This window comes from Epibacterium sp. ABZ3_068, assembly GCF_056159265.1.
The window spans coordinates 2703455-2725087 of record NZ_JBSWUV010000001.1 but is presented as its reverse complement, the minus strand read 5'-3'; the positions used below and the strand labels follow the sequence as shown (position 1 = coordinate 2725087).

Genomic DNA, 21633 nt, shown 5'->3' with positions numbered 1-21633 from the left:
TGCGACCCTAGATTTACAGGAGACCGCGCCCAATTTTGGAGATCTACATGTTCGCTATTCCCGGCAAGCAAGCTGTCACCATGACACAACGCGCTGCGGCGCAGATTTCCAAACTTATGGAAAAGGACGGCCGCGCCGGTCTTCGCATCGGCGTCAAAAAAGGCGGCTGTGCCGGTATGGAATATACGATGGAGTATGTTGATACCGCAGACCCCAATGACGAAGTGGTCGAACAGGACGGCGCACGCGTGCTGATCGCGCCTATGGCGCAAATGTTCCTGTTTGGCACCGAGATTGATTATGAGGTTTCCCTGCTAGAAGCGAGCTTCAAATTCAACAACCCCAATGTTGCGGAAGCCTGTGGCTGTGGTGAATCCATCAGCTTTAAGGTTGACGGCAGCGCGTAACTGCCACCTTTCCCGGGTTAACCCCGGCCCGGGTCTATCTGTAATTGTCGGTGAGCGTCCGCAGTGCTATTCCCTGACCCAGTAACGGGTAAGGGAGATTACCGAAATGGCGCGCAAACTTGCAGCTGGCAACTGGAAAATGAATGGCACCCGTGCCGCTTTGGCGGAATTGGCGGCCATTGCTGAAGCAACCAAAGATGTATCCGCAGACATTCTGATCTGTCCCCCTGCCACATTGGTCAGCGCAGCAGCCGAAACCGTAATGGGCAGCAAGGTTGCAATCGGCGGTCAGGATTGCCACGCAGCAACTTCCGGCGCGCACACCGGTGACCTCAGTGCCGAGATGCTGAAAGACGCCGGTGCTACGGCTGTGATCCTCGGCCACTCGGAACGTCGCACAGACCATGGCGAAACCGACATCATCGTCCGCGCCAAGACCGAGGCCGCCCAGGCCCAGGGGCTGGTTGCGGTGGTCTGCATCGGCGAAACTCTGGATGAACGCGAAGCGGGTGATACGCTCAAAGTGGCGGGGTCCCAGCTGGCAGGCTCCCTGCCTGATGGCATCACAGGTGAAAACACCGTTGTGGCCTATGAACCTGTCTGGGCCATTGGCACCGGCAAGGTCCCGACATTGGAGCAAATCGGCGAAGTTCATGATTTCCTGCGCGCGGAATTGGTCGCCCGTTTCGGCGATACCATCGGCAATGCGATCCCTCTGCTCTATGGCGGCTCTGTCAAACCAGGCAATGCAGCCGAGATCTTTGGCGTCTCGAACGTCGATGGCGCATTGGTCGGCGGTGCAAGCCTCAAGGCGGCTGACTTTGGTCCAATCGCCGCAGCGCTTTAAGCCGACACAAGAAAAAAGGCGCCCGAGGGGACGCCTTTAGGTATTACTTGGGGCCCGCCGGTTTGTCCGGCGGGTCTCTTCTTTTTATCTCTATTTGGTGACGATCTCCGGCCCCATAAAGTGGTTGGGCAGGAAGGTCGAAATCACCGGAACATAGGTGATCAGGATCAGGAAGACGAACAGAACCGCCAGGAACGGCAGGGCCGCACGAACCACAGCCATCATCGGCATGCCCGCAACGCCCGAGGTCACAAAGAGGTTCAGACCAACCGGCGGGGTGATCATCCCGATCTCCATGTTCACAACCATGATGATGCCCAGATGGATCGGATCAATGCCCAGCTCGATTGCAATCGGGAACACCAGTGGTGCCACGATGACCAACAGGCCTGATGGCTCCATGAACTGGCCACCAATCAGCAGGATCACGTTGACAACGATCAGGAACATCACCGGGCCAAAGCCCGCAGACAGCATCGCATTGGCGATATGCTGCGGCACCTGCTCATCCGTCAGCACGTGCTTCAGGATCAACGCGTTGGCAATCACAAACAGCAGGGTCACGGTCAGCTTACCGGCCTCAAACAGCGTGTGCTTGGTGTCAGGGTGCACAAACGCGGTGATCAGAGCCAAAGGTTTCTTGATCAGCGGGGTCTTGGGCGCATTTTCCCCATTTGAGAGCGGCCCCATGTCTTTGTAGACAAAAGAGGCAATCAGGAAGGCATAGACCGCCGCAACCGCCGCAGCCTCGGTTGGGGTAAAGATACCGCCATAGATGCCGCCCAGAATGATCACGATCAGGAACAGCCCCCAGCCCGCGTCCTTGGCCGAGGCAAAGACCTCACTCCAGCCATGCCATTCGCCTTTGGGCAGGTTCTTGACCTTGGCCATCACATAGATGGTGACCATCAGGAACAGACCAGCCAGAAGGCCCGGGATCACACCGGCCAGGAACATTCGGCCCACGGACACTTCAACTGCCGCCGCATAGACAACCATTACGATGGACGGCGGGATCAGGATGCCGAGGGTGCCCGCGTTACAGATCACACCGGCGGCGAATTCCTTGGAATAGCCCACCTGACGCATACCTGCGATCACGATCGAACCAATGGCCACAACGGTTGCCGGGGACGAGCCGGACAGGGCCGCAAACAGCATACAGGCAAACACACCCGCAATCGCCAGACCACCTGGCAGGTGGCCCACACAGGCGATCGAGAACCGGATGATCCGTTTCGCCACGCCGCCCGTGGTCATAAAGCTGGACGCCAGAATAAAGAATGGGATCGCCAGAAGGGTAAAGTGACCTTCAAAGGCTTCAAACAGCGTGCCCGCGACAGAGGCCAGCGAGCTGTCGGAATAGATCAGCAGGAACAGGGTCGAGCTGAGACCCAAAGAGACCGCAATCGGCACACCCAGCAACAGGAGGCCTATCACCATGCCAAAGAGAAATACCACTTCCATCAGTCATGCTCCCCACGCTGGGCACGCACGGCTTCCAGCTCATCTTCTACTTCGTGGCTTGCAACCAGACGGTCGGCTTGGCCGCGGAAAATCTGCACAGCCGCCTGCGTGAAACGGATCACCAACAACAGCATCGAGACCGGCAACACCACATAGGGCACCACCTTCGGCAGTTTCTCGTAAGAATCGCCGTAGTTGATCATCTCTTCCAGAAAGCGGAAGGCGCCAATCATCGGAACGTCCTGCACTTCATAGAAGCTTTGCGAACGCGCGGTCTCGTTGAGCCCCGTCGGGAACCAACGGCCAGAGGTCGGCGGCAGATCCGCAAAAACCGCCCAATAGTCATAGGCGCCTTTCAGCAACAACAGCGAGAACACGATGCAGCAGGCCGCCGCAAACAGGCCAACCACGCGGCGCGGTCCCTGTGGCAACATGTTGACAATCGCGTCCACACCAAGATGCGAGTGCTTCTTGACCGCATAGGATGCGCCCATAAGAACCAGCCACGCAAACAGGAACACAGTGGCTTCGAGCGCCCACAGGATGTTCGAGTTAAAGACAAATCGCGCAATTACATTGGCGAAGGTCAGAGCTGTCATCAGCCCGATAATGATGGCAATCAACGTCTCTTCGATTGCATCCATAAGCCCGGTTGGCCCGGAATGTGCCCCCGACATAAGTCATCTCCCAAGTTTTCAGGAAAAAGAAACGGCACCGCCTGAAGGGGCGCCGCCAAGGTCAGAGGGGCGCAGAAACCCGCCCCTCTGAAATTCAAACCGGATTAAAGCCCAGTGTTTGCAGCCTGCGCTGCTTCAATCATCTCAACGCCAACATCGCCGGCGAATTTGTCCCAAACGGGCTTCATCGCTTCCAGCCACACTGCGCGCTGATCTTCGTCCAGGGTACGCACAACACCGCCAGCCGCGATGACAGAGGCTTTGGCTTCCTCGTTCACTTTGGACGATTCAGCGTTACGTGTCGCGGTCACTTCGTTCAGAATGGTCAGGAACTGCTCACGCACTTCCGGCTCCAGGCTGTTCAGCCAGTCCACGTTGGTCACAACCAGATAGTCAAGAACACCGTGGTTGGTTTCCGTGATACCGTCTTGAACTTCAAAGAACTTCTTGCCGTAGATGTTGGACCAGGTGTTTTCCTGACCGTCCACAACGCCCTGCTGCAGCGCGCCGTATACTTCAGAGAAAGCCATTTTCTGGGGTGAACCACCGATGGCTTCCATCTGCGCAACCAGCACGTCAGAAGACTGTACGCGGAACTTCAGGCCCTGCGCATCTTCGGGGGAAATCAGCGGCTTGTTTGCAGACATCTGCTTCATGCCGTTGTGCCAGAAGGCCAGCCCTTGCAGGCCACGGCGCTGCATCGAATCCAGCATCGACTGACCGGCTTCCGAACCTTGGAAAGCGTCAACCGCTTCGATGTTCTTGAACATGAACGGCAGGTCGAACAGGCGGAACTGCTTGGTGAACTTCTCGAATTTGGAGAGGGATGGCGCGGCCAGCTGAACATCGCCCTGCAACATTGCTTCGAGTACTTTATTATCGTTGTAAAGCGTCGAGTTCGGGTAGACCTCGATGCACATAACACCGTTCATCTCTTCGTTCACACGCTTTTCCAACAAAGACGCAGCAATCCCTTTGGGGTGCTTGTCGGTGTTGGTTACATGGCTGAACTTCGCGACGATCTCGCCTTCATCACAGGCTGCAAACGCAGCACCGGCGGTAGCGGACAGAGCAACGGCAGTTGCCGCAACGGTCAGGAATTTCATGATAACCTCCCAGTAAGAATTCCTGCTCCCGCCATAGACGGAAGCTTGCGGAGGACAGTGTTCGATCTCACACGGGTCTACAAGAATCGATTCGAACTTCGGAGAATCGCCAAAAATTAACAATTGTTTTCAAAGGCGTATAATTTGCGCAGCAATCTGTCGTGAGCGTTCATTTTTTAACCTGTGCGGAAACCCGCACAGGTTAAAAACCAATTGTGCGAGATTCCGCACAGATGTTAGCGCCGGTAGTCTTCGGGGCGAATCCCATAGCGCGCCAGCTTGTCATAAAAGGTCTTGCGTGGCAGTTTCAGCGCCTGTGCAGCTGCGGCCGCCCGCCCGTTCTGTCTGCCCAAAGCCGCGATCAGCAAAGACCGCTCCACCTGGGCCATTTGTTCCGCAAGCCCCAACTCGGCCGACTCGCTTACCTCTTCAGGCATGCCCAGTACAAACCGCATCGCCGCGGACATCAGAGAGCGCGCATTCCCCGGCCATTCGCGCGTCATCAAAGCCGCCAGATATTCGGACGAGACCTCAGGTGCCGCAATCCCGGCCTGCTCCGCCGCTTGCCGGACATAGTGACGAAACAGGACCGGAATATCCGCAGGGCGCTCTGCCAGGGACGGAATCCGTACCCGCATGACATCCAGACGATAGAAGAGATCCGCATTGAAGCCTCCCCCCTCAACCGCCTTGGTCAGATCCGTTGTTGTCCCCGCAATCACGCGCGCTTCTGGACCCTGTTCCAGAGCCTCAAGAACAGCGTATTGGGCATCCGTTGACAGGCCCTGCACCTCATCCAGAAACAGCGACCCCTGCGCCGCTTCGCGGCACAAGACAGCCACATCGCTCGCGGAAATAGATGCGGACGCGCGTTTTAGAAACGGCCCCTGCGCCACGGGCGACATCAGGTGGATCACCTCTGCAACTTTGGAAACGCCACTCCCCGGCGCCCCCGTCACCAGAACCTCTGCCCGAGTGGGCGCTACAGATCGCGCCCGTTGCCGCAACGCCTCTGATTGATCGGACGTACCAAACAGCATCCGCGCCGCCGCATCTCCGGTTTCCAGCTTGCGCTTCAGGTCCCGGTTTTCCAGAACCAAAGCCCGCGTCCGCAAAGCCCGCTCCAGAACCGCCAGCAGATCAGCCGAAGCGCAGGGCTTTTCAAGGAAATCAAACGCCCCCTGTGACATCGCCCGCACTGCCATGGGAATATCCCCTTCACCGGTTAAAAGGATCACCGGCAGTTCAGGATCAACTTCCAACGCGTAATCCAACAGATGAAACCCATCCCGCCCGGGCATACGAATATCCGACAGCACCACCCCGGGGAAATCAGCCGTGATGTGATCCTTGGCCGCAACAAAGGAGCCATAGGTCGCAGGTTCCAGATCCCCCAGTTCCAAGGTTTGACCCAATGCCTCGCGTACCGCAGCATCATCATCCACCAACAAAACCTTGCGTGTCATGCCGCGTCTTCCTTGTTCCAATAGTCCAGCTCAACCGTAAATAATGCGCCGCGCTCTGTGTTGATGCCGCGAATATTGCCGCCAAAGCTCTGCACCAACCCGTATGAGATGGACAACCCCAGCCCCATGCCTTCTTCGCTGGCACCAACGTCCTTGGTCGAATAAAACGGTTCAAACACCTTTTCCGGCTCTTTCAAACCCGGCCCCAAATCGCGCACGCCAACCGTCAGTTTCTTTCCATTGTGGATCACAATTCGGATCAGCCGTTCGTCCTGCTCCAGCATTGCGTCAGCGGCATTATTGATCAGGTTCACAAAGACCTGCCCCAATCGTACATCCCCGCCCAAAGCATAGACAGGGCCGTCATAAAGGGTCGGATCCCAGTCCAGTTGAATGCCATCCGCCGTCAGGCGGGGTTCGGTCAGTTCCACTGCCGTATTGATCACGTCCACCAGATCAACACGCCCCACCGGTTCGCTTTCATTTCGAGCAAAGGCACGCAGGTTCTTGATGATCCGGGCCATCCGCGCGGCAAGCTCGGCAATACGGCTCAAGTTCTCGCTCGCACGCTCGTCCTTGCCGCGTTCCAGAAATGCCGCACCGTTTTCGGCAAACTGCTGAATTGCCATCAGCGGCTGGTTCAACTCGTGGCTGATCCCCGCGGACATTTGGCCCAACGCAGAGAGTTTTCCGGCCTGAACCAGATCTTCCTGCGCACGCGTCAAGGCCGCTTCAGCCTCTTCGCGCTCATGCACTTCCCGGCGTAAATGCGCGTTGGCCTGCGTCAGTTCCTGAGTGCGGGCGGCCACACGTTCCTCCAGCTCGGCATTGGCCTGCGCCAAGGTACGCCGCCGTTCGGTTGCAAGAAAAAGCAGCGCACCAAATGCCAGACAAAGCGCCATAACAGTGGCCGCCTGCAAGGTCGCCAACCGATGCGCCGGTGAAACATCCACCAGGATTTCACCCACCAGCCCCAAAACCGGCAGGTTCATGGATTGGTGCAAGGCCCTCTCTGGCAGGTATGGATTAAAGGACGACAGCCACAGCCGATGCCCGCCAAGTGAAAGCTGCCGGATCGACCGTTCGACCCCGTGGTTATCATACAGGTGCCGCCCATCTGCTGAACGCTGCCAATACAACAGTTCAGGCCGGTTGGAGATAAAGATCTGCTGATCGGCATTGGTGAAGAACACCGCAGGCAAAGACCCCCGCCAGGTCTGTTCCACGTCTTCCACATCAGCCACAACAATCAACGCCCCCTGCACGGCGCCGTTTTCAAAGATCGGTGCGGCAAAGAAATAGGCCCGCCGATCTCCCGGTGTCAGAACTGCCGAACCACTGCCCAATGCGCCCTGCATAACGCGCTCGAAAAACGGGGTCCCCTTCACCTTGCGGCTTGGCCGGTCCTGGTCCTGGGCAACCGCTTGCCCGTGCCTGTCGACAAAGAACACGTCCAGTGCCGCGGTTTTATCCGCCGCCGCCTGCAGAAAGTCTGCCACCTGTTCAGAAGGTTCCCCTGCAGCAAGCCGCCGCACCTCGGGGTGGTCAGCCATCAGGACCGCAAGCTCCTGATAGACCTGCAATTGTGAGGTGACCCGGTCCGAGGCCAGTTCAAGGTCGGCAGCGGTGCGCTGCGCCAACCCGTCCAGAGCCTGATGAAACCCATAGGTCCAGACAATGGCGGCCAGGGTCAGAACGGCGGTCAGAAATCCGGCGATTACGGCCCAGCGGTTTTCAATAAGTCTTTGCATCATGCGCACCTTATCAAAGCTGCCTTTGCAAAGGCCAGAGATCGTGGCAAAGACTTTAAGGTATGGAAACGTTGCATCAATCTCCGACCGATCCGGATTTCATTCAGGATCCTTATCCGTTTTACAAACGGGCCCGCGCAATGGGCCCGCTGCATTACTGGCACGACTACGGGATGGTTGCGGCCTTTTCGCACAGCGCCGTGCACATGCTGTTGCGCGATCGCCGGTTTGGGCGCGAAAAACCCGAGGAACAGGTGACTGCCACCCCCGCACATCTGGCCCCCTTCATGGCGGTTGAGGCGCACTCCATGCTGGATGCGGAACCGCCCCGTCACACCCGCCTGCGCAAGCTGGTGTTGCGCGCCTTTACCTCCCGCGCCGTAGAGACCTTGCGCGCAGACATCGAAACCCTGTGTCATGATCTGATCAACGCTTTTCCGAACCAGCCCTTTGACATTCTGAACGCCTATTGCGTGCAGGTGCCTGCCATCACCATCTGCCGCCTTCTGGGCGTACCGGAGCAGGATGCGATGCGCCTGGTCTACTGGTCCAATGATATTGTGGCGATGTATCAGGCAGGGCGCACCCGACAGACCGAGGACAGTGCAGCCCGGGCCTGCGCTGAATTCAGTGCCTATCTGAAAGAGCATATCAAGGCCCGCCGCACAGATCCGCGTGACGACCTGATCACCCGGCTGATCAAGGCAGAGGAAAAAGGCGACGCCCTTAGCGAGGAGGAGCTGATCAGCACCTGCATCCTGCTGTTGAACGCCGGACATGAGGCCACGGTCTCGACCCTCGGCAACGGACTGCGGATCATGCTGCAAAGGGGATGGCAGAAAGGCTGGATTGCACCTGAAGGCATAGAACGTCTGGTCGAAGAAATTCTGCGTTACGATCCCCCGCTCCATATGTTCACGCGCTACGCCTATGAAGACGTCGAGATGTTCGGTCACACCTTCAAGCGCGGGGACCAGGTGGCCTTGTTGCTGGCGGCCGCAAACCGCGATCCTGACACCTGCCCGCGTGCGGATCAATTCGACCCGACGCGCCTGCCAAAAGTGAACAAATCCTTTGGCGGCGGGCTGCATTTCTGTGTGGGGGCTCCTCTGGCGCGGATGGAGATGCAGATCGCGCTGCCGATCCTTCTGTCCCGATGCCCGGATCTGCGCCTGACCACCCAGCCCAGCTTCGCGGACAGCTATCACTTCCACGGCTTTCCAGAGCTGATGGTAGCCATGGGATAAGGGCAAGAAACACGGATCAAGCGGCAGGCCGTTGTGCGCGGCCCATCCCCGCACCGTTCAGATTAACCGCCCAAAGGCAGCATGGTGGTGGACTTGATCTCTTCCATCGACAAAAGCGCGGTCACATTATGCACCCGCACTTCCGAGATCAGCGCCTGATAGAATTTGTCATAGGCCCGTGCGTTCTGGACCCGAACCTTGATGATGTAATCAATATCTCCCGCCAGCCGATGCGCCTCTTGCACTTCGGGACGGTCCTGCAAGGCTTTCAGGAACTTCGCCTGCCAGTCGGCTTCATGTTCAGAAGTGCGGATCAGCACAAAGAAACAAGCCTCATACCCCAGGGCCTCGGCATCCAGCAAAAAGGTCTGCTGTTTGATGACGCCGGTATCCTTCAGTTTCCGGATACGATTCCAGACTGGCGTCTTGGAACTGCCGACACGGCGCGCGATTTCGTCCAGAGATTGGCCCGCATCACGCTGCAGCTCGGCCAAAATTTTCCGATCCGTCCCATCAATCCGCACCGTCATTCCTGTTTTCCTTCCATTTCAGGACAAACCATTCTGCGCTCTGAAAGCCATAGAATAATCATTCTTATTTTCTCTTACATATGGCGGGCAAGGGGGAATATTTCCTATATCTACCATCAAGTCAAACAGCAACACGGACCAGATGAATGTCAGACCAACGCACAGAGCGCGCCAAAGCTGTTCTCCCGCACGGGCGCGGACGGTTCTGCCTGATGCCAGGCGCCGTTGCCTTTGTTGGCTCCGGCCCCGGCGATGCGGATCTTCTGACCGTCAAAGCGGTCAAATCCCTGGCTCAGGCAGATGTTATTCTCTATGACCGTTTGGTCAGCGACGAGATCCTGGAACTGGCAGGCGACTCGGCGCGGCTGGAAAACGTCGGCAAAGAGGGTTTTGGCCCGCAGATTTCTCAGGAAGAGATTTGCAGCCGTCTGGTTGCCCATGCGCAGGCGGGTCGTAAAGTTGTGCGTCTGAAATCCGGCGATCCCACCATCTTTGGCCGGCTGGACGAAGAAGTCACCGCCTGCGAACAAGCCGGTGTCTCCTATCAGATCGTGCCCGGCATTACGGCGGCCTCCGCGGCTGTGGCGGGGATCGGGCAAAGCCTGACCCAGCGAGGGCGCAACAGTTCTGTACGTTACCTCACCGGCCACGACATGAAAGGCTTTGCTGATCATGACTGGGCCGCGCTGGCACGCCCTGGTCAGGTTGCTGCGATCTATATGGGAAAAAAATCCGCCCGTTTTGTGCAGGGGCGTCTGATCATGCACGGTGCAGATCGCGCCACCCCTGTGACAATTGTTGAAAATGCCTCGCGATCCAATCAACGCGTTCTGGAAACGACGTTGGACCGCCTGCCTCACGATCTGGCAGATGCCGCATTTGACGGCCCTGCCCTCACCCTTCTCGGGCTTGCTCCGCGCGACAGCGCTGCTGCCCTTTACGATTTGCAAATGGAGCATGCATAATGCCACGCCCCTTTACGCCCAAAGTAGTGACCGCCAATGATCTGCTCGAAGGTGATGTGATCTATTTCACCGCCGACAACACCTGGACACGCAACCTGTCCGAAGCTGAGCTGATCACCGACGAGGCGGAATCGCAGCTGCGCCTTCTTGAGGCCGAAAAACAGAACCTTGTGATCGTCGGAGCCTATCTCGCGGACGCCAAGGAAGGTCCAAATGGCCCGGAACCAACGCATTTCCGCGAAGAATTCCGTCGAACCGGCCCGTCGAACTATAGCCACGGCAAACAGGAGGCCGCAGCAGATGTATAAGTACAACGCATTCGACACGGCCTTTCTGGCAGAACGCAACGCGCAGTTCCGCGCCCAGGTAGAGCGCCGCATCGACGGATCCCTGACCGAGGACGAATTCAAGCCCCTGCGCCTGATGAATGGTCTTTATCTGCAGCTGCACGCCTATATGCTGCGGGTTGCGATCCCCTATGGCACCCTGAACCCCGACCAGATGCGCACCCTGGCGCTCTTGGCGCAGAAATGGGACAAGGGCTATGGCCATTTCACCACCCGTCAGAACATTCAATACAACTGGCCGAAACTGAAAGACGTGCCGGATATGCTGGACGCGCTGGGTCAGGTTGGCCTGCACGCGATCCAGACCTCGGGCAACACCATCCGTAACGTGACCTCGGACCATTTTGCCGGCGCCGCCGCAGATGAGATCAAAGACCCCCGCCCCATTGCCGAGCTGATCCGCCAGTGGTCCACCGACCACCCGGAATTCCAGTTCCTGGGCCGCAAGTTCAAAATCGCCATCACCGGCAGCCCCAATGACCGCGCCGTGACAAAAGCCCATGACGTGGGCCTGCGCATGGTGGAAAAAGACGGCGAAGCTGGTTTCGAGGTCATCGTCGGTGGTGGCCTTGGCCGCACCCCGATGGTTGGCAAAGTCCTGCGTGATTTCCTGCCGCAGGCAGATCTGCTGCCCTATCTGGAAGCGGTTCTGGCCGTCTACAACATCCTGGGCCGTCGCGATAATAAATACAAAGCACGGATCAAGATCACGGTTCAGGAAAACGGCATTGACACCTATCGCGAGATGGTCGAAGAGCAGTTCATCCAGCGTCGCGCCGAGTTTGACGGCACGGACCAGGAGCTTCTGAAAGAGATCGAAGCGCATTTTGCCGCGCCAGAGTTCCGCACCGAGGACACGGCTGCCTATGATGCGGCCTATGATGCTGATCCGATCTTCCGCGCCTGGGCCGACACCAACCTGGCCAAGCACCGCAAAGACGACCACGCGATTGTCACCATCTCGGTCAAGGCACATGGCCAGACACCGGGTGATGCAACTGCCGAACAGATGAATGTGATGGCAGATCTTGCTGAACAGTTCGCCTATGGTGAACTGCGCATCAGCCACGAGCAGAACGTGATCCTGCCGCATGTCCATAAGTCGGATCTGCCCGCGATCCACGCCAAGCTGAAAGAGGCCGGTCTGGCCACCGCCAACGTGGGACTGATCTCGGACATCATCGCCTGCCCCGGCATGGATTACTGCGCGCTGGCCACCGCCCGCTCGATCCCGGTGGCCCAGGACATCGCAACCCGCTTTGACGAGTTGAAGCTGGAGCATGAAATCGGCGCACTGAAGATCAAGATCTCGGGCTGCATCAACGCCTGTGGCCACCACCACGTGGGTCACATCGGCATCCTGGGTCTGGACCGCGCAGGCGTAGAGAACTATCAGATCACTCTGGGTGGCGACGGCACGGAAACCGCAGCCATCGGCACGCGTACCGGTCCGGGTTTTGCCTATGATGAGATCATCCCGGCCATCGAGCGCATTATCAACACGTATCTTGAGGTGCGTGAAACCGCGGAAGAGACCTTCCTCGAAACATACCGCCGGGTGGGAATGCAGCCGTTCAAAGCCGCGCTTTATCCCGACAGTGAAAAGAAAGTGGCCTGAGGCACATGTTCACTTCTGCGGAACCACTCCAACCCGAGGCGCTCAGCGACGCTGACCGAGCCTTGGCCGAACAGGTTGACGTGCTCAACACACGCTACCGGCATCATTCGGCCACGTCGGTCATGGAAGGCGCCCTGCGAGAGGCGGGTAACATCGCCCTCGTATCCAGTTTTGGCGCGGAATCCGTGGTGTTGTTGCACATGGCGGCGGTGATCAATCCCGAGACACCGGTGTTGTTTGTGGATACCGAACTTTTGTTCACCGAGACCCTGCTGTATCAGCAGGAAGTGAGCGAACGTTTGGGTCTGCGCAAGGTCCGGATCATCAAGGCCGACGACATCGCAGAGAAGGACCCCTATGGCGCGCTGCGTTTCAGCGACAAGGACGCCTGCTGCACATTGCGCAAGACCGTGCCGCTGGCAAAGGCTCTGGACGGTTATGACGGTTGGATCACCGGTCGCAAACGCTTTCAGGCGGGCAGCCGCGCGGCGCTCGACTTCTTTGAGGTCGAGCAAGGCACCGGCCGCATGAAGATCAACCCGCTGGCCCATTGGGCACCGGAAGACGTGCGGGCCTATATGGATGAAAACCGCCTGCCCCGTCACCCGTTGGTGGCTCAGGGGTATCCTTCGATCGGTTGTGCCCCCTGCACAACCCCGGTCAAGGAAGGCGAAGACCCCCGTGCCGGCCGTTGGCGCGGCGACAACAAAGAAGAATGCGGCATCCATGTGGTGGATGGCAAATTTGTACGCACAGGAGCGTAAGAGATGAGTGTGATTGTAACCGATAACGGTTTTCTCCAGGACGATTGGACCGGCGGTTTTGAGGGCACAAATGTCCTTCAACTGGCCTCTGATGCGGTTCTCAAAGAGGCTGTATCCTCGCTCGACGGTATCGAGCTGGTTGTCGTGGATTTCCCCAGCTTCGCGGATGGCCGCGGCTTCACGCTGGCGCGTCAGCTGCGTCTGCAGGGTTTCACCGGACGCCTGCGGGCCAAGGGCCATGTGCTGGCTGACCAATACGCAATGGCGCGCCGCTCGGGCTTTGACGAGGTGGAAATCAGCGATGATCTCGCCACCCGCCAACCGCAAGAGCAATGGCTTGCCCGCGCCGACTGGAAAAGCCACAATTACCAAGCCCGCCTGCGCGGTGGCCAAGCCGCCCGCTGATACGCCAGCCAGACCACAAAACCCAGGATCTGGCGTTGGCAGCGTCACTTTTTGACCTGCCGGCGCCTGTCTGATCGACATCAAAGAGTAATCCCCGGCTCCGGTTTACAAAACCGAGAGCCCACCAGAGACGAGATGCCCCGTGACCGACGCTGCTGTTGAGACCAAACCCAAGACCCCAACCCTGCCGGACGCGCAGACCGTAACCGAAGTGAAGCACTGGACCGACCGGCTTTTCTCCTTCAAGGTCACCCGCCCTGCTTCGCTGCGCTTCCGCTCAGGTGAATTTGTGATGATCGGCCTGATGGGCGACGTGAACGAAAAGACCGGCAAGGCCAAGCCGATCATGCGCGCCTATTCCATCGCCTCCCCGTCCTGGGGCGAAGAGCTGGAGTTCTACTCGATCAAAGTGCAGGACGGTCCGCTGACCTCCAAGCTGCAGCACATCAAGGAAGGCGACGAAATCATCCTGCGCCCGAAACCGGTGGGCACCCTTGTGCATGACGCGCTGATCCCCGGCAAACGCATCTGGTTCTTTGCCACAGGCACCGGTTTTGCCCCCTTTGCATCCCTGCTGCGCGAACCAGAGACGTATGAGAAGTTCGAAGAGATCATCATCACCCACACCTGCCGCGAAGCCGGTGAGCTGACCTATGGGCGCGAGCTGATCGAAAGCCTGAAGGAAGACGAGCTGCTCAATGAGGTGATCGGCGAAGGCTTCTGGAAGAAGATCAAATACTACCCGACCACCACCCGCGAAGAGAGCGCCAAGATGGGCCGCATCACCGACCTGATGAAGTCCGGCGAAGCCTTTGCGGATCTCGGGGTCGCGCCTTTGAACCCGGACTCAGACCGCGCCATGATCTGCGGCAACCTGGCCTTTAACCTCGAACTGAAAGAAATGTTCGAAAGCTACGGGCTGGAAGAAGGCGCAAATTCGAAACCGGCACATTACGTCGTCGAAAAAGCCTTCCTGGATTAAGATCAAGACCACTCACGAAAAAAAAGCCGGGCTCTGCAAAGCCCGGCTTTTTCTGTCTGTGACGCTGTCTCACCACGGACGAACATTGGCATGCGGTCAAAGATTTGCCAAAAAGATCTTTTAGACCAAAGCGATTTTGCAAGAGAGAGCATTATGAACAACGAGCCGCCAATCACCACCGCCCCCTCACCTCTTCGCCGGTGGAGCTTTTGGGCCGCACTGGTCGGCGGCCTCGCACTTGTTATGGTGTTGTTGCAGATGACCGGTCCGGCAGTGCACCCGAACACGCCTGAAGAAACGCCGATCAGAGAAATCGCAGGAGATATCACCCGTACGGCTTGGCACGCGGTCCTTGGCGTGCAGTCCGAGGCTGCCAAGCCCCCTGTTCCGCAGCTGTGGGAACGTTTCGCGTTGTTTGTGCCAATCTTTGGCGTGACCGCCATTCTACTTGCGCTGGTGGCACTTCTTAATGGCGAACCATGGAAATTTGCCGCGTTCGGCTTTGGCTTGGGCGTTACCGCCGTTGTGTTCCAGTTTTACTGGTGGATTGTACTTCTGGTGATCGGTGTCTTGATTTTGATCTTCATTCTGCACGTTATCGGCACAATTGCCCCACTCTGACCACCCTGCAGAAAGGTCTCCCCCATCGGGGAGACCCAGGTGTTTTGAAAACCACAGTGGCTTACAGCCCCAGCGCAGATTTCACCTGATCCAATGCGGCTTGCAGCAGTTCGGGATTGTCCCGCGCCTGTGTCAGCGCTGCGGTCAGCGCGGTCTTCTTCAACGCGTCCAGTTCAGAGCCATTGACCATCTCGACAACCTTGTCGAAATCAAAACCGTCCGCAGTAAGCACCGACAAAGCACTGTCCACGGAGGGCTCGGTCACCGCTTCAACAGAAGAGGTCGCCTGGTCAACGGTATCCGAAACAGCCTCAGCTGCCACATTGGCACCTTCGGTTGCGGTTTCGGTCACGTTCTCGACCACATCCCCCACTGTTTCCGTGGCACTTTCGACAGTTTCGTTTGCGGCTTCGGTAACACCTTCCACAGCACCTGCTGCGGCATCGGTGGTAGTGTCAACAACATCAGCGGCTGCATCGGTTGCGGCCTCAACCGCATCCTGTGCGGTTTCAGTCGCCGCATCTGCAGCCTCATCCACGGCAGTTTCAACCGCCTCAGCCGCGCCATCCACCGCGCTTTCCACCTGATCCACAACCGAAGTTGCCGCATCCTCAACGGCCTCAGCCGCTTCCTCAGCTTCGGCCTCAACCGTTTCTGCGACGTCCGGCGCGGTCTCTTCGGCGATCGCAGGTGTCTCTACTTCGCTCTCAACCTGTGTCGTGTTTTGGGACTGATACCAAAGCACCCCCCCCAGTCCAACAACAGCAACTGCAGCGACAACTGTTACAGGTTTCATCGTGACTTCCTTTCGTTTCCATATCCGAACCCGGACTCACGGTGTACCTGAGCGTGAAGACCGCGCGCCTCAAGGGGGAAAGAGTTTCAAAAAACCGCATGGGCCAAGCTCTGCTGATCACAAAGCCCCCAATGGGCGGTCCTTGGCCGAGAAACACAGAGGCCCGAGGTCAAACATGGGTTGAAAACCCGGAAAAGGCCGGTCATACCCGCATTTAACTTGAATCATGTGCTTGTCGACTGTAGTTTTCAGGCACTTTTTCGTAATGACAGAAGGATAGACGTCATAGCCCGCCGACCGCACAATGCGCCGCCTCAACGTGAAACTGGCCCGCGTATCAATGATCGTATTCGCGCCCCTGAAATCCGCCTGATTGGCGCCGAAGGGGAAAACGTCGGGGTGGTTCACCCTGCCAAAGCGATGCAAATGGCTGCTGATGCCGGTCTTGATCTGGTGGAGATCTCTCCCAATGCCACACCTCCGGTGTGCAAGATCATGGACTTCGGCAAATTCAAGTACGAACAGCAGAAACGCGAGAGCGAAGCGCGCAAGAAGCAGAAGACCATCGAAGTCAAAGAGGTGAAGTTCCGCCCGAACACAGACACCCATGACTATGAAGTCAAGATGCGCAACGTCTTCAAGTTCCTTGAAAAAGGCGACAAGGTCAAAGTGACCCTGCGCTTCCGGGGCCGCGAAATGGCGCACCAGAACCTTGGCCGTGAACTGCTGTTGCGTGTTGCAGAAGACATCAAGGAAGTGGGCAAGGTGGAAAACATGCCCAAGATGGAAGGGCGTCAGATGATCATGATGATCGGCCCGCTTCCAGCCAAGGGATAATTGCCTATTCCACCGGCACATTTGAAAAATTCACAAGAACCCTCCGATCTGCGGAGGGTTTTTTGTCGATTTGGGATCTCGGTTACGAAGCCAGTAACTATTTGTCCCTAAACCCGTTGTGAATTCCTAACGGGTGAACCCAATGCATAATTTAACGGAGTTACAGAATACGGCGTTTTCGGCGGTTGGTCCCTGCCGGATTGCCGCGTTGACGCTGATGGCTTTGATGAATGAACAGACCAAGAACGCCAAAGCCGAGGAGATTTTCAAACTCTCTGCCACGCGGTTGGAAGACGCACATAGGATGCTGGGCTCCACCTTGCCAGAACTGCTGCGCACCGCCCAGCATGAGTTTCCGGAAACCCTGACGGATAAGCAAGCCAAAAGCATGGAGTCTCTGGCCCCCCTGATCAAAGTGATCCGCGGAGCTGAGGGTCAAGTGGCCAACCTGCCCGCCGCGACAGAGGAGTTCTCCAACCATTGTCTCTATGTTCTGGAACCCGCTGTTACAGACTTCCTGGCCGAAATGACACATAATCTGCTGGACACGCACAAAAAACGCAACCAGAAGCGCGAGAAAGACATGCTGGACGCGATCTCCAATGCGGAATCCGTGGGTCGCAACATTCAGCTGATCGCTTTCAACGCCTCGATTGAGGCGGCGCGGATTGGCGATATGGGCAAAGGGTTTACCGTCATCGCCAAAGAGATCCGGGAATTGTCTGGCAGAACGCAGGTCCTTCTGAACGATATCGCCGGGTTCCTTCGGGCATGATCCAAACACTTCGGGCAGGCCGAACCGGCCTGCCCGTCAGATCTTATCCTGCGCTTTCTTTAGGAGGCGGCGGTAACAGCACGGCCGGTCAGAACTTTGACCAGATGCGCGCGATAGGCCTTACTGCCATGCATGTCCTCGATCATGGTCGCAGCATCCAAGCTTAACCCGGAAACCGCCGAAGCATCAAAGTTCCCCGCCAGGGCAGCCTCTGCTGCGCTCCACCGGAACACACCGTCCTCGGAAGCGCCCGTCACAGCCACGCGCACGCCATCCGCGTATTTTGCCACAAAGACCCCAACCAGCGCAAAGCGGGACGCGGGCTGAACGAATTTCTGGTAGTTCGCGACCTGCGGGACCGGGAAACGCACCGCAGTGATGATCTCTCCCTCTTCCAGAGCGGTTGTAAACATCCCCTGGAAGTAGTCATCCGCCGCGATCTCACGCGTGTTGGTCACAACGGTCGCACCACTTGCCAAAACCGCCGAAGGATAACAGGCAGAAGGGTCGTTGTTGGCGAGCGAGCCGCCGATGGTCCCGCGATTGCGCACCGCAGGATCACCGATATTGGACGCCAGCTGTGCCAGTGCAGGATAGCTGCCAGCAACCCCGGCCGCGACTACACCATGGGGGGTCCCTGCCCCGATCGTCAGATTGCTGCCATCACCACTGACGCCCTTCAGCTCGGGCACAGCGGTCAAAGACACCAGTTTTTCGGGCATCGCCAGACGCTGTTTCATCGTCGGCAAAAGCGTCTGCCCTCCGCCCAGCGCCTGCGCCCCGTCCGCAGCCAAAGCGTTTACAGCGTCGGCCAATGTTGTCGGTTTTTCAAATTCGAACTCATACATTGTTCAACCTCACTCTTGCATTGCGGCCCAGACACGGGACGGGCTCATCGGCATGTCGATATGGGTGACGGATTTTCCGGCAGAGTTCAGCGCGTCGACCACTGCGTTGACCACAGCAGGAGGAGACCCAATCGCCCCGGCTTCCCCACAGCCCTTGACGCCCAGCGGATTGTGAGTGCAGGGCGTCTGGACCGAATGATCTACCACAAAGGACGGAAAATCATCCGCGCGCGGCATCGCGTAATCCATGAAAGACGCGGACAACAGCTGCCCGGTGTCATCATAGACGCAGTTTTCCATAAGCGCCTGACCGATCCCCTGGGCCAGCCCGCCATGGACCTGCCCCTCCACAATCATCGGGTTCACGATATTGCCAAAATCATCCGCCGCAGAAAACGCCTCGATTGTGACCTTGCCCGTGTCCGGGTCCACCTCAACCTCACATGCATAGGCTCCGGACGGGTAGACAAAGTTGGACGGATCATAAAAGGCGGTCTCTTCCAGCCCCGGTTCAATATCCTCCAGCGGATAGTTATGGGGCACATAGGCCGCCAGACAGATTTCCCCCCAAGTGACGGATTTATCCGTTCCCGCAACGGTAAAGGCCCCGTCTTTCAGTTCGATATCTGCCTCTGCGGCCTCCATCAGATGCGCCGCGATCTTCTTGGTCTTGGCGATGATCTTCTCGGTAGCGCGTACCAACGCCGACCCGCCAACCGCCAAAGAACGCGAGCCATAAGTGCCCATGCCCATCGGCGTATTGGCCGTATCTCCGTGGACGATATCGACCATGTTTTCATCAATGCCGATCATATCCGCCACCACCTGGGCAAAGGTCGTCTCGTGCCCTTGGCCATGACTGTGGCTGCCGGTCATCACCACCAGACCACCAGTTGCATTGACCCGCACAGTGGCGCTTTCATAAAGACCCGCACGCGCCCCCAATTGCCCGACCAGATTGGACGGCGCGATCCCGCAAGCCTCGATATAGCAGTTGATGCCCAGACCGCGCAGCTTGCCCTTGGCTTCGCTTTCGGCACGGCGCGCCGCGAACCCCGCAAGGTCGGCGATCTCCTCCAGCTTATCCATGGTCGCGTGATAGTCGCCCGTGTCATATTCAACGGCAACCGGCGTGGCATAGGGGAATTCGGTGATGAAATTCTGCCGACGCAATGCGATGGGATCAACCCCCAACTCTCGCGCGGCCTTGTCGATCACCCGCTCCAGCTGGAACGTTGCTTCAGGCCGCCCAGCGCCGCGATAGGCGTCCACCGGCACCGTATTGGTAAAGACCGCTTTGACATTCACATAGATCAACGGAGTCTTGTAGTTCCCCGCCATCAACGTGCCATGCAGCCAGGTGGGAACCGAAGGTGCAAAGGTGGACAGATAGGCTCCCATATTGGCGTAGGTCTCAGTCCGGATAGCGGTGAAATTATTGTCAGCATCCAGCGCCAGTTGGATCTTGGTCACATGGTCCCGCCCATGGGCGTCCGAGATAAACGCCTCGGACCGGGTTGAGGTCCATTTCACCGGCCGCACCAAAGCTTTGGCAGCAAAAGTACAGAAGGCTTCTTCCGCATAGTGGAAGATCTTGGAGCCAAATCCTCCACCCACATCAGGGGCCACAACCCGCAGCTTGTGCTCCGGGATCCCAAGCACAAAAGCCCCCATCAGCAGGCGAATCACATGAGGGTTCTGCGAGGAGGTATAAAGCGTGGATTGATCATCGGCCCGATTGTAGTCGCCAATGGCCACGCGGGGCTCCATCGGGTTGGCAACCAGTCGGTTGTTGACCAGTTCCAGCGTGGTCACATGGGCAGCCTCAGCAATCGCCTTGTCGACCGCCTCGCGGTTTTCTTCCACAAATCCCCAGTCATAACAAAGGTTTGACGTCAGATCGTCATGAACTTTGGCCGCATCGGCGTCCAGCGCCCCCTTCATATCCACCACGGCGGGCAGCTCATCCAGGTCCAATTCAATTGCTTCGGCCGCATCACGCGCCTGTTCAAAGGTTTCGCCAACCACTGCGGCGATGATCTCCCCGACATGGCGCACCTTATCCGTGGCCAGAATGGGATGGGCTGGCTCCTGCATCGGGTTGCCTTCGCGGTCGGTCACCTGCCAGCCGCAGGGCAAGCCCCCGACCCCTTCGAAATCTTTCGCGGTAAAGATGCGGATCACCCCCGGCATTGCCGCCGCATCGGCTGTGTCCAGCTGGGTGATCTTTGCATGGGCCACATCAGACCGCAGAAACGCCACATGGGCCTGTCCACGTAAATTGATGTCATCTGTGTAATTTCCGGTCCCAGTCAGAAAACGCACATCCTCGCGTCGCTTGCTGCTGACACCAATGCCTTGATCCTTGGGCATGGTCTCTCCTCCCTGGATTGCCTGCGTTTCCTCTGGCAGGCGAAAATCTTGGTCGTGATCCAAATGCCGGGCCCAATCCTCCAATCGGTCCGGCGGATCTGATTACTCGGCGGCGATCGGCTGCAATTGCCCCGAGGCCTGTAAAATAGCTTTGACGATATTGTGGTATCCGGTGCAGCGGCAGATATTGCCCTCCAGATGGGCGCGCACCTCTGCCTCGGACGGTTTGGGATTGTCCTTCAGCAGCGCCGTGGCTGTCATCACCATACCCGGTGTACAGAACCCGCATTGCAGCCCGTGGCAGTCCTGAAACGCCTGCTGCACCGCAGATAATGTTCCATCGGGTTCGGCAATGCCTTCGATTGTCGTAACCTCTGCGCCATCCGCTTCCAACGCCAGCATGGTACAGGACTTCACCGCAACCCCATCCACATGCACCGTACACGCGCCGCATTGGGACGTATCACAGCCCACATGGGTTCCGGTCAGCTCCAGAGTGTCACGCAGAAACTGCACAAGCAGCGTTCTTCCTTCAACATCCCCCTCGGCGGGGGTGCCGTTTACGGTCATTGAGACCTTCGCCATAGGTTCCTCCCTCATAGCTATGTTTGGCTGCACGGGGTCCGCGCAACATCGAAAACCGAATCGGAGAAGTCCTGTGTGCGCGATCCCGCTGAGGTCCCGGAAAGAGTGTGGCCAGGTGTCGATTTCCGGCAGTGAACCGCTGTTAGCGTCAACCAAAGCACCGTTACGAGCACTTGGCTAGGAAAACATCGCCATATAGTACTTTTTGCCTATACCTGC

22 protein-coding genes are annotated in these 21633 nt (G+C 57.8%); 12 read left to right on the top strand and 10 right to left on the bottom strand.

Annotated elements, in window-relative coordinates; all coding sequences use genetic code 11:
- Positions 1-47 precede the first annotated feature (47 nt).
- Both ACXAEW_RS12975 and tpiA read left to right on the top strand, forming a co-directional pair.
- The gene (locus tag ACXAEW_RS12975) at positions 48-407 is read left to right on the top strand and encodes a HesB/IscA family protein (RefSeq protein WP_474941717.1); all 360 of its coding nucleotides are present in this window, start codon (positions 48-50) and stop codon (positions 405-407) included.
- A 106-nt stretch (positions 408-513) separates the two neighbouring features.
- Positions 514-1254: a triose-phosphate isomerase gene (gene tpiA / locus ACXAEW_RS12970; RefSeq protein ID WP_474941716.1), complete on the top strand. Its 741-nt coding sequence runs from the start codon at positions 514-516 to the stop codon at positions 1252-1254.
- A 90-nt stretch (positions 1255-1344) separates the two neighbouring features.
- Here tpiA and ACXAEW_RS12965 read toward each other — a convergent pair whose 3' ends face one another.
- The 5 genes from ACXAEW_RS12965 to ACXAEW_RS12945 all read right to left on the bottom strand — a co-directional run bounded on the left by ACXAEW_RS12965 (position 1345) and on the right by ACXAEW_RS12945 (position 7721).
- Positions 1345-2721 carry a TRAP transporter large permease gene (locus tag ACXAEW_RS12965; protein WP_474941715.1) on the bottom strand — a complete coding sequence of 459 codons (1377 nt, stop codon included), beginning with the start codon at positions 2719-2721 and terminating at the stop codon, positions 1345-1347.
- Positions 2721-3398: a TRAP transporter small permease gene (locus ACXAEW_RS12960; RefSeq protein WP_474941714.1), complete on the bottom strand. Its 678-nt coding sequence runs from the start codon at positions 3396-3398 to the stop codon at positions 2721-2723. The genes ACXAEW_RS12965 and ACXAEW_RS12960 overlap by 1 nt, the downstream gene beginning before the upstream one ends.
- A gap of 104 nt (positions 3399-3502) precedes the next feature.
- Positions 3503-4504: a DctP family TRAP transporter solute-binding subunit gene (locus ACXAEW_RS12955; protein WP_474941713.1), complete on the bottom strand. Its 1002-nt coding sequence runs from the start codon at positions 4502-4504 to the stop codon at positions 3503-3505.
- Positions 4505-4740: 236 nt separating this feature from the next.
- Entirely contained in the window at positions 4741-5970 is a 1230-nt protein-coding gene (locus ACXAEW_RS12950; protein ID WP_474941712.1) for a sigma-54-dependent transcriptional regulator, read from the bottom strand.
- Positions 5967-7721: a sensor histidine kinase gene (locus ACXAEW_RS12945; protein WP_474941711.1), complete on the bottom strand. Its 1755-nt coding sequence runs from the start codon at positions 7719-7721 to the stop codon at positions 5967-5969. Before ACXAEW_RS12945 ends, ACXAEW_RS12950 begins: the two co-directional genes overlap by 4 nt.
- Before the next feature lie 62 nt (positions 7722-7783).
- Between ACXAEW_RS12945 and ACXAEW_RS12940 the strand changes: the two genes are divergently transcribed.
- Positions 7784-8968, top strand: coding sequence for a cytochrome P450 (locus ACXAEW_RS12940; protein WP_474941710.1), 1185 nt, complete (start codon positions 7784-7786; stop codon positions 8966-8968).
- A 62-nt stretch (positions 8969-9030) separates the two neighbouring features.
- Here ACXAEW_RS12940 and ACXAEW_RS12935 read toward each other — a convergent pair whose 3' ends face one another.
- On the bottom strand, positions 9031-9498 hold the full coding sequence (locus tag ACXAEW_RS12935) for an Lrp/AsnC family transcriptional regulator (RefSeq protein ID WP_474941709.1): 468 nt from the start codon (positions 9496-9498) through the stop codon (positions 9031-9033).
- 212 nt (positions 9499-9710) lie between these two features.
- On the opposite strand from ACXAEW_RS12935, the gene cobA reads away from it, so the two are divergent.
- The 7 genes from cobA (at position 9711) to ACXAEW_RS12900 (ending at position 15200) form a co-directional block, all read left to right on the top strand.
- Positions 9711-10463 carry a uroporphyrinogen-III C-methyltransferase gene (gene cobA / locus ACXAEW_RS12930; RefSeq protein WP_474943033.1) on the top strand — a complete coding sequence of 251 codons (753 nt, stop codon included), beginning with the start codon at positions 9711-9713 and terminating at the stop codon, positions 10461-10463.
- Positions 10463-10771, top strand: a complete 309-nt coding sequence (locus tag ACXAEW_RS12925; RefSeq protein ID WP_474941708.1) for a DUF2849 domain-containing protein — start codon at positions 10463-10465, stop codon at positions 10769-10771. Before cobA ends, ACXAEW_RS12925 begins: the two co-directional genes overlap by 1 nt.
- Entirely contained in the window at positions 10764-12428 is a 1665-nt protein-coding gene (locus ACXAEW_RS12920; RefSeq protein ID WP_474941707.1) for a nitrite/sulfite reductase, read from the top strand. The genes ACXAEW_RS12925 and ACXAEW_RS12920 overlap by 8 nt, the downstream gene beginning before the upstream one ends.
- Before the next feature lie 5 nt (positions 12429-12433).
- Positions 12434-13192: a phosphoadenylyl-sulfate reductase gene (locus tag ACXAEW_RS12915; protein WP_474941706.1), complete on the top strand. Its 759-nt coding sequence runs from the start codon at positions 12434-12436 to the stop codon at positions 13190-13192.
- 3 nt (positions 13193-13195) lie between these two features.
- Positions 13196-13597: a DUF934 domain-containing protein gene (locus ACXAEW_RS12910; RefSeq protein WP_474941705.1), complete on the top strand. Its 402-nt coding sequence runs from the start codon at positions 13196-13198 to the stop codon at positions 13595-13597.
- Positions 13598-13739: 142 nt separating this feature from the next.
- On the top strand, positions 13740-14579 hold the full coding sequence (locus tag ACXAEW_RS12905; protein ID WP_474941704.1) for a ferredoxin--NADP reductase: 840 nt from the start codon (positions 13740-13742) through the stop codon (positions 14577-14579).
- A gap of 153 nt (positions 14580-14732) precedes the next feature.
- Positions 14733-15200: a hypothetical protein gene (locus tag ACXAEW_RS12900; protein WP_474941703.1), complete on the top strand. Its 468-nt coding sequence runs from the start codon at positions 14733-14735 to the stop codon at positions 15198-15200.
- 61 nt (positions 15201-15261) lie between these two features.
- On the opposite strand, the gene ACXAEW_RS12895 is transcribed toward ACXAEW_RS12900, so the two are convergent.
- On the bottom strand, positions 15262-15996 hold the full coding sequence (locus tag ACXAEW_RS12895) for a translation initiation factor 3 (RefSeq protein WP_474941702.1): 735 nt from the start codon (positions 15994-15996) through the stop codon (positions 15262-15264).
- Positions 15997-16224: 228 nt separating this feature from the next.
- On the opposite strand from ACXAEW_RS12895, the gene infC reads away from it, so the two are divergent.
- Together infC and ACXAEW_RS12885 are read left to right on the top strand one after the other, a co-directional pair.
- Complete coding sequence (gene infC, locus ACXAEW_RS12890; protein ID WP_474943032.1) at positions 16225-16833, top strand: translation initiation factor IF-3; 609 nt, start codon at positions 16225-16227, stop codon at positions 16831-16833.
- Between the two features lie 142 nt (positions 16834-16975).
- The gene (locus ACXAEW_RS12885) at positions 16976-17608 is read left to right on the top strand and encodes a methyl-accepting chemotaxis protein (RefSeq protein ID WP_474941701.1); all 633 of its coding nucleotides are present in this window, start codon (positions 16976-16978) and stop codon (positions 17606-17608) included.
- Positions 17609-17667: 59 nt separating this feature from the next.
- On the opposite strand, the gene ACXAEW_RS12880 is transcribed toward ACXAEW_RS12885, so the two are convergent.
- The 3 genes from ACXAEW_RS12880 to ACXAEW_RS12870 all read right to left on the bottom strand — a co-directional run bounded on the left by ACXAEW_RS12880 (position 17668) and on the right by ACXAEW_RS12870 (position 21414).
- Entirely contained in the window at positions 17668-18456 is a 789-nt protein-coding gene (locus tag ACXAEW_RS12880; RefSeq protein ID WP_474941700.1) for an FAD binding domain-containing protein, read from the bottom strand.
- Between the two features lie 9 nt (positions 18457-18465).
- Positions 18466-20829, bottom strand: coding sequence for a xanthine dehydrogenase family protein molybdopterin-binding subunit (locus ACXAEW_RS12875; protein ID WP_474941699.1), 2364 nt, complete (start codon positions 20827-20829; stop codon positions 18466-18468).
- 102 nt (positions 20830-20931) lie between these two features.
- Positions 20932-21414 (bottom strand): (2Fe-2S)-binding protein, encoded by a 483-nt coding sequence (locus tag ACXAEW_RS12870; RefSeq protein ID WP_474941698.1) that lies wholly within the window; start codon positions 21412-21414, stop codon positions 20932-20934.
- Positions 21415-21633 lie beyond the last annotated feature (219 nt).

Excerpts from the sequence above, each read along its gene's own strand:
- ACXAEW_RS12920 (WP_474941707.1), top strand. The coding sequence starts at position 10,764 with ATGTATAAGTACAACGCATTCGACACGGCCTTTCTGGCAGAACGCAAC.
- ACXAEW_RS12960 (WP_474941714.1), bottom strand. The coding sequence starts at position 3,398 with ATGTCGGGGGCACATTCCGGGCCAACCGGGCTTATGGATGCAATCGAA.
- cobA (WP_474943033.1), top strand. The coding sequence starts at position 9,711 with ATGCCAGGCGCCGTTGCCTTTGTTGGCTCCGGCCCCGGCGATGCGGAT.
- ACXAEW_RS12925 (WP_474941708.1), top strand. The coding sequence starts at position 10,463 with ATGCCACGCCCCTTTACGCCCAAAGTAGTGACCGCCAATGATCTGCTC.
- ACXAEW_RS12915 (WP_474941706.1), top strand. The coding sequence starts at position 12,434 with ATGTTCACTTCTGCGGAACCACTCCAACCCGAGGCGCTCAGCGACGCT.
- ACXAEW_RS12955 (WP_474941713.1), bottom strand. The coding sequence starts at position 4,504 with ATGAAATTCCTGACCGTTGCGGCAACTGCCGTTGCTCTGTCCGCTACC.
- ACXAEW_RS12870 (WP_474941698.1), bottom strand. The coding sequence starts at position 21,414 with ATGGCGAAGGTCTCAATGACCGTAAACGGCACCCCCGCCGAGGGGGAT.
- ACXAEW_RS12895 (WP_474941702.1), bottom strand. The coding sequence starts at position 15,996 with ATGAAACCTGTAACAGTTGTCGCTGCAGTTGCTGTTGTTGGACTGGGG.
- ACXAEW_RS12975 (WP_474941717.1), top strand. The coding sequence starts at position 48 with ATGTTCGCTATTCCCGGCAAGCAAGCTGTCACCATGACACAACGCGCT.
- ACXAEW_RS12940 (WP_474941710.1), top strand. The coding sequence starts at position 7,784 with ATGGAAACGTTGCATCAATCTCCGACCGATCCGGATTTCATTCAGGAT.
- ACXAEW_RS12875 (WP_474941699.1), bottom strand. The coding sequence starts at position 20,829 with ATGCCCAAGGATCAAGGCATTGGTGTCAGCAGCAAGCGACGCGAGGAT.
- ACXAEW_RS12935 (WP_474941709.1), bottom strand. The coding sequence starts at position 9,498 with ATGACGGTGCGGATTGATGGGACGGATCGGAAAATTTTGGCCGAGCTG.
- ACXAEW_RS12880 (WP_474941700.1), bottom strand. The coding sequence starts at position 18,456 with ATGTATGAGTTCGAATTTGAAAAACCGACAACATTGGCCGACGCTGTA.
- ACXAEW_RS12950 (WP_474941712.1), bottom strand. The coding sequence starts at position 5,970 with ATGACACGCAAGGTTTTGTTGGTGGATGATGATGCTGCGGTACGCGAG.
- ACXAEW_RS12900 (WP_474941703.1), top strand. The coding sequence starts at position 14,733 with ATGAACAACGAGCCGCCAATCACCACCGCCCCCTCACCTCTTCGCCGG.
- ACXAEW_RS12910 (WP_474941705.1), top strand. The coding sequence starts at position 13,196 with ATGAGTGTGATTGTAACCGATAACGGTTTTCTCCAGGACGATTGGACC.
- ACXAEW_RS12885 (WP_474941701.1), top strand. The coding sequence starts at position 16,976 with ATGCATAATTTAACGGAGTTACAGAATACGGCGTTTTCGGCGGTTGGT.
- ACXAEW_RS12945 (WP_474941711.1), bottom strand. The coding sequence starts at position 7,721 with ATGCAAAGACTTATTGAAAACCGCTGGGCCGTAATCGCCGGATTTCTG.
- tpiA (WP_474941716.1), top strand. The coding sequence starts at position 514 with ATGGCGCGCAAACTTGCAGCTGGCAACTGGAAAATGAATGGCACCCGT.
- ACXAEW_RS12965 (WP_474941715.1), bottom strand. The coding sequence starts at position 2,721 with ATGGAAGTGGTATTTCTCTTTGGCATGGTGATAGGCCTCCTGTTGCTG.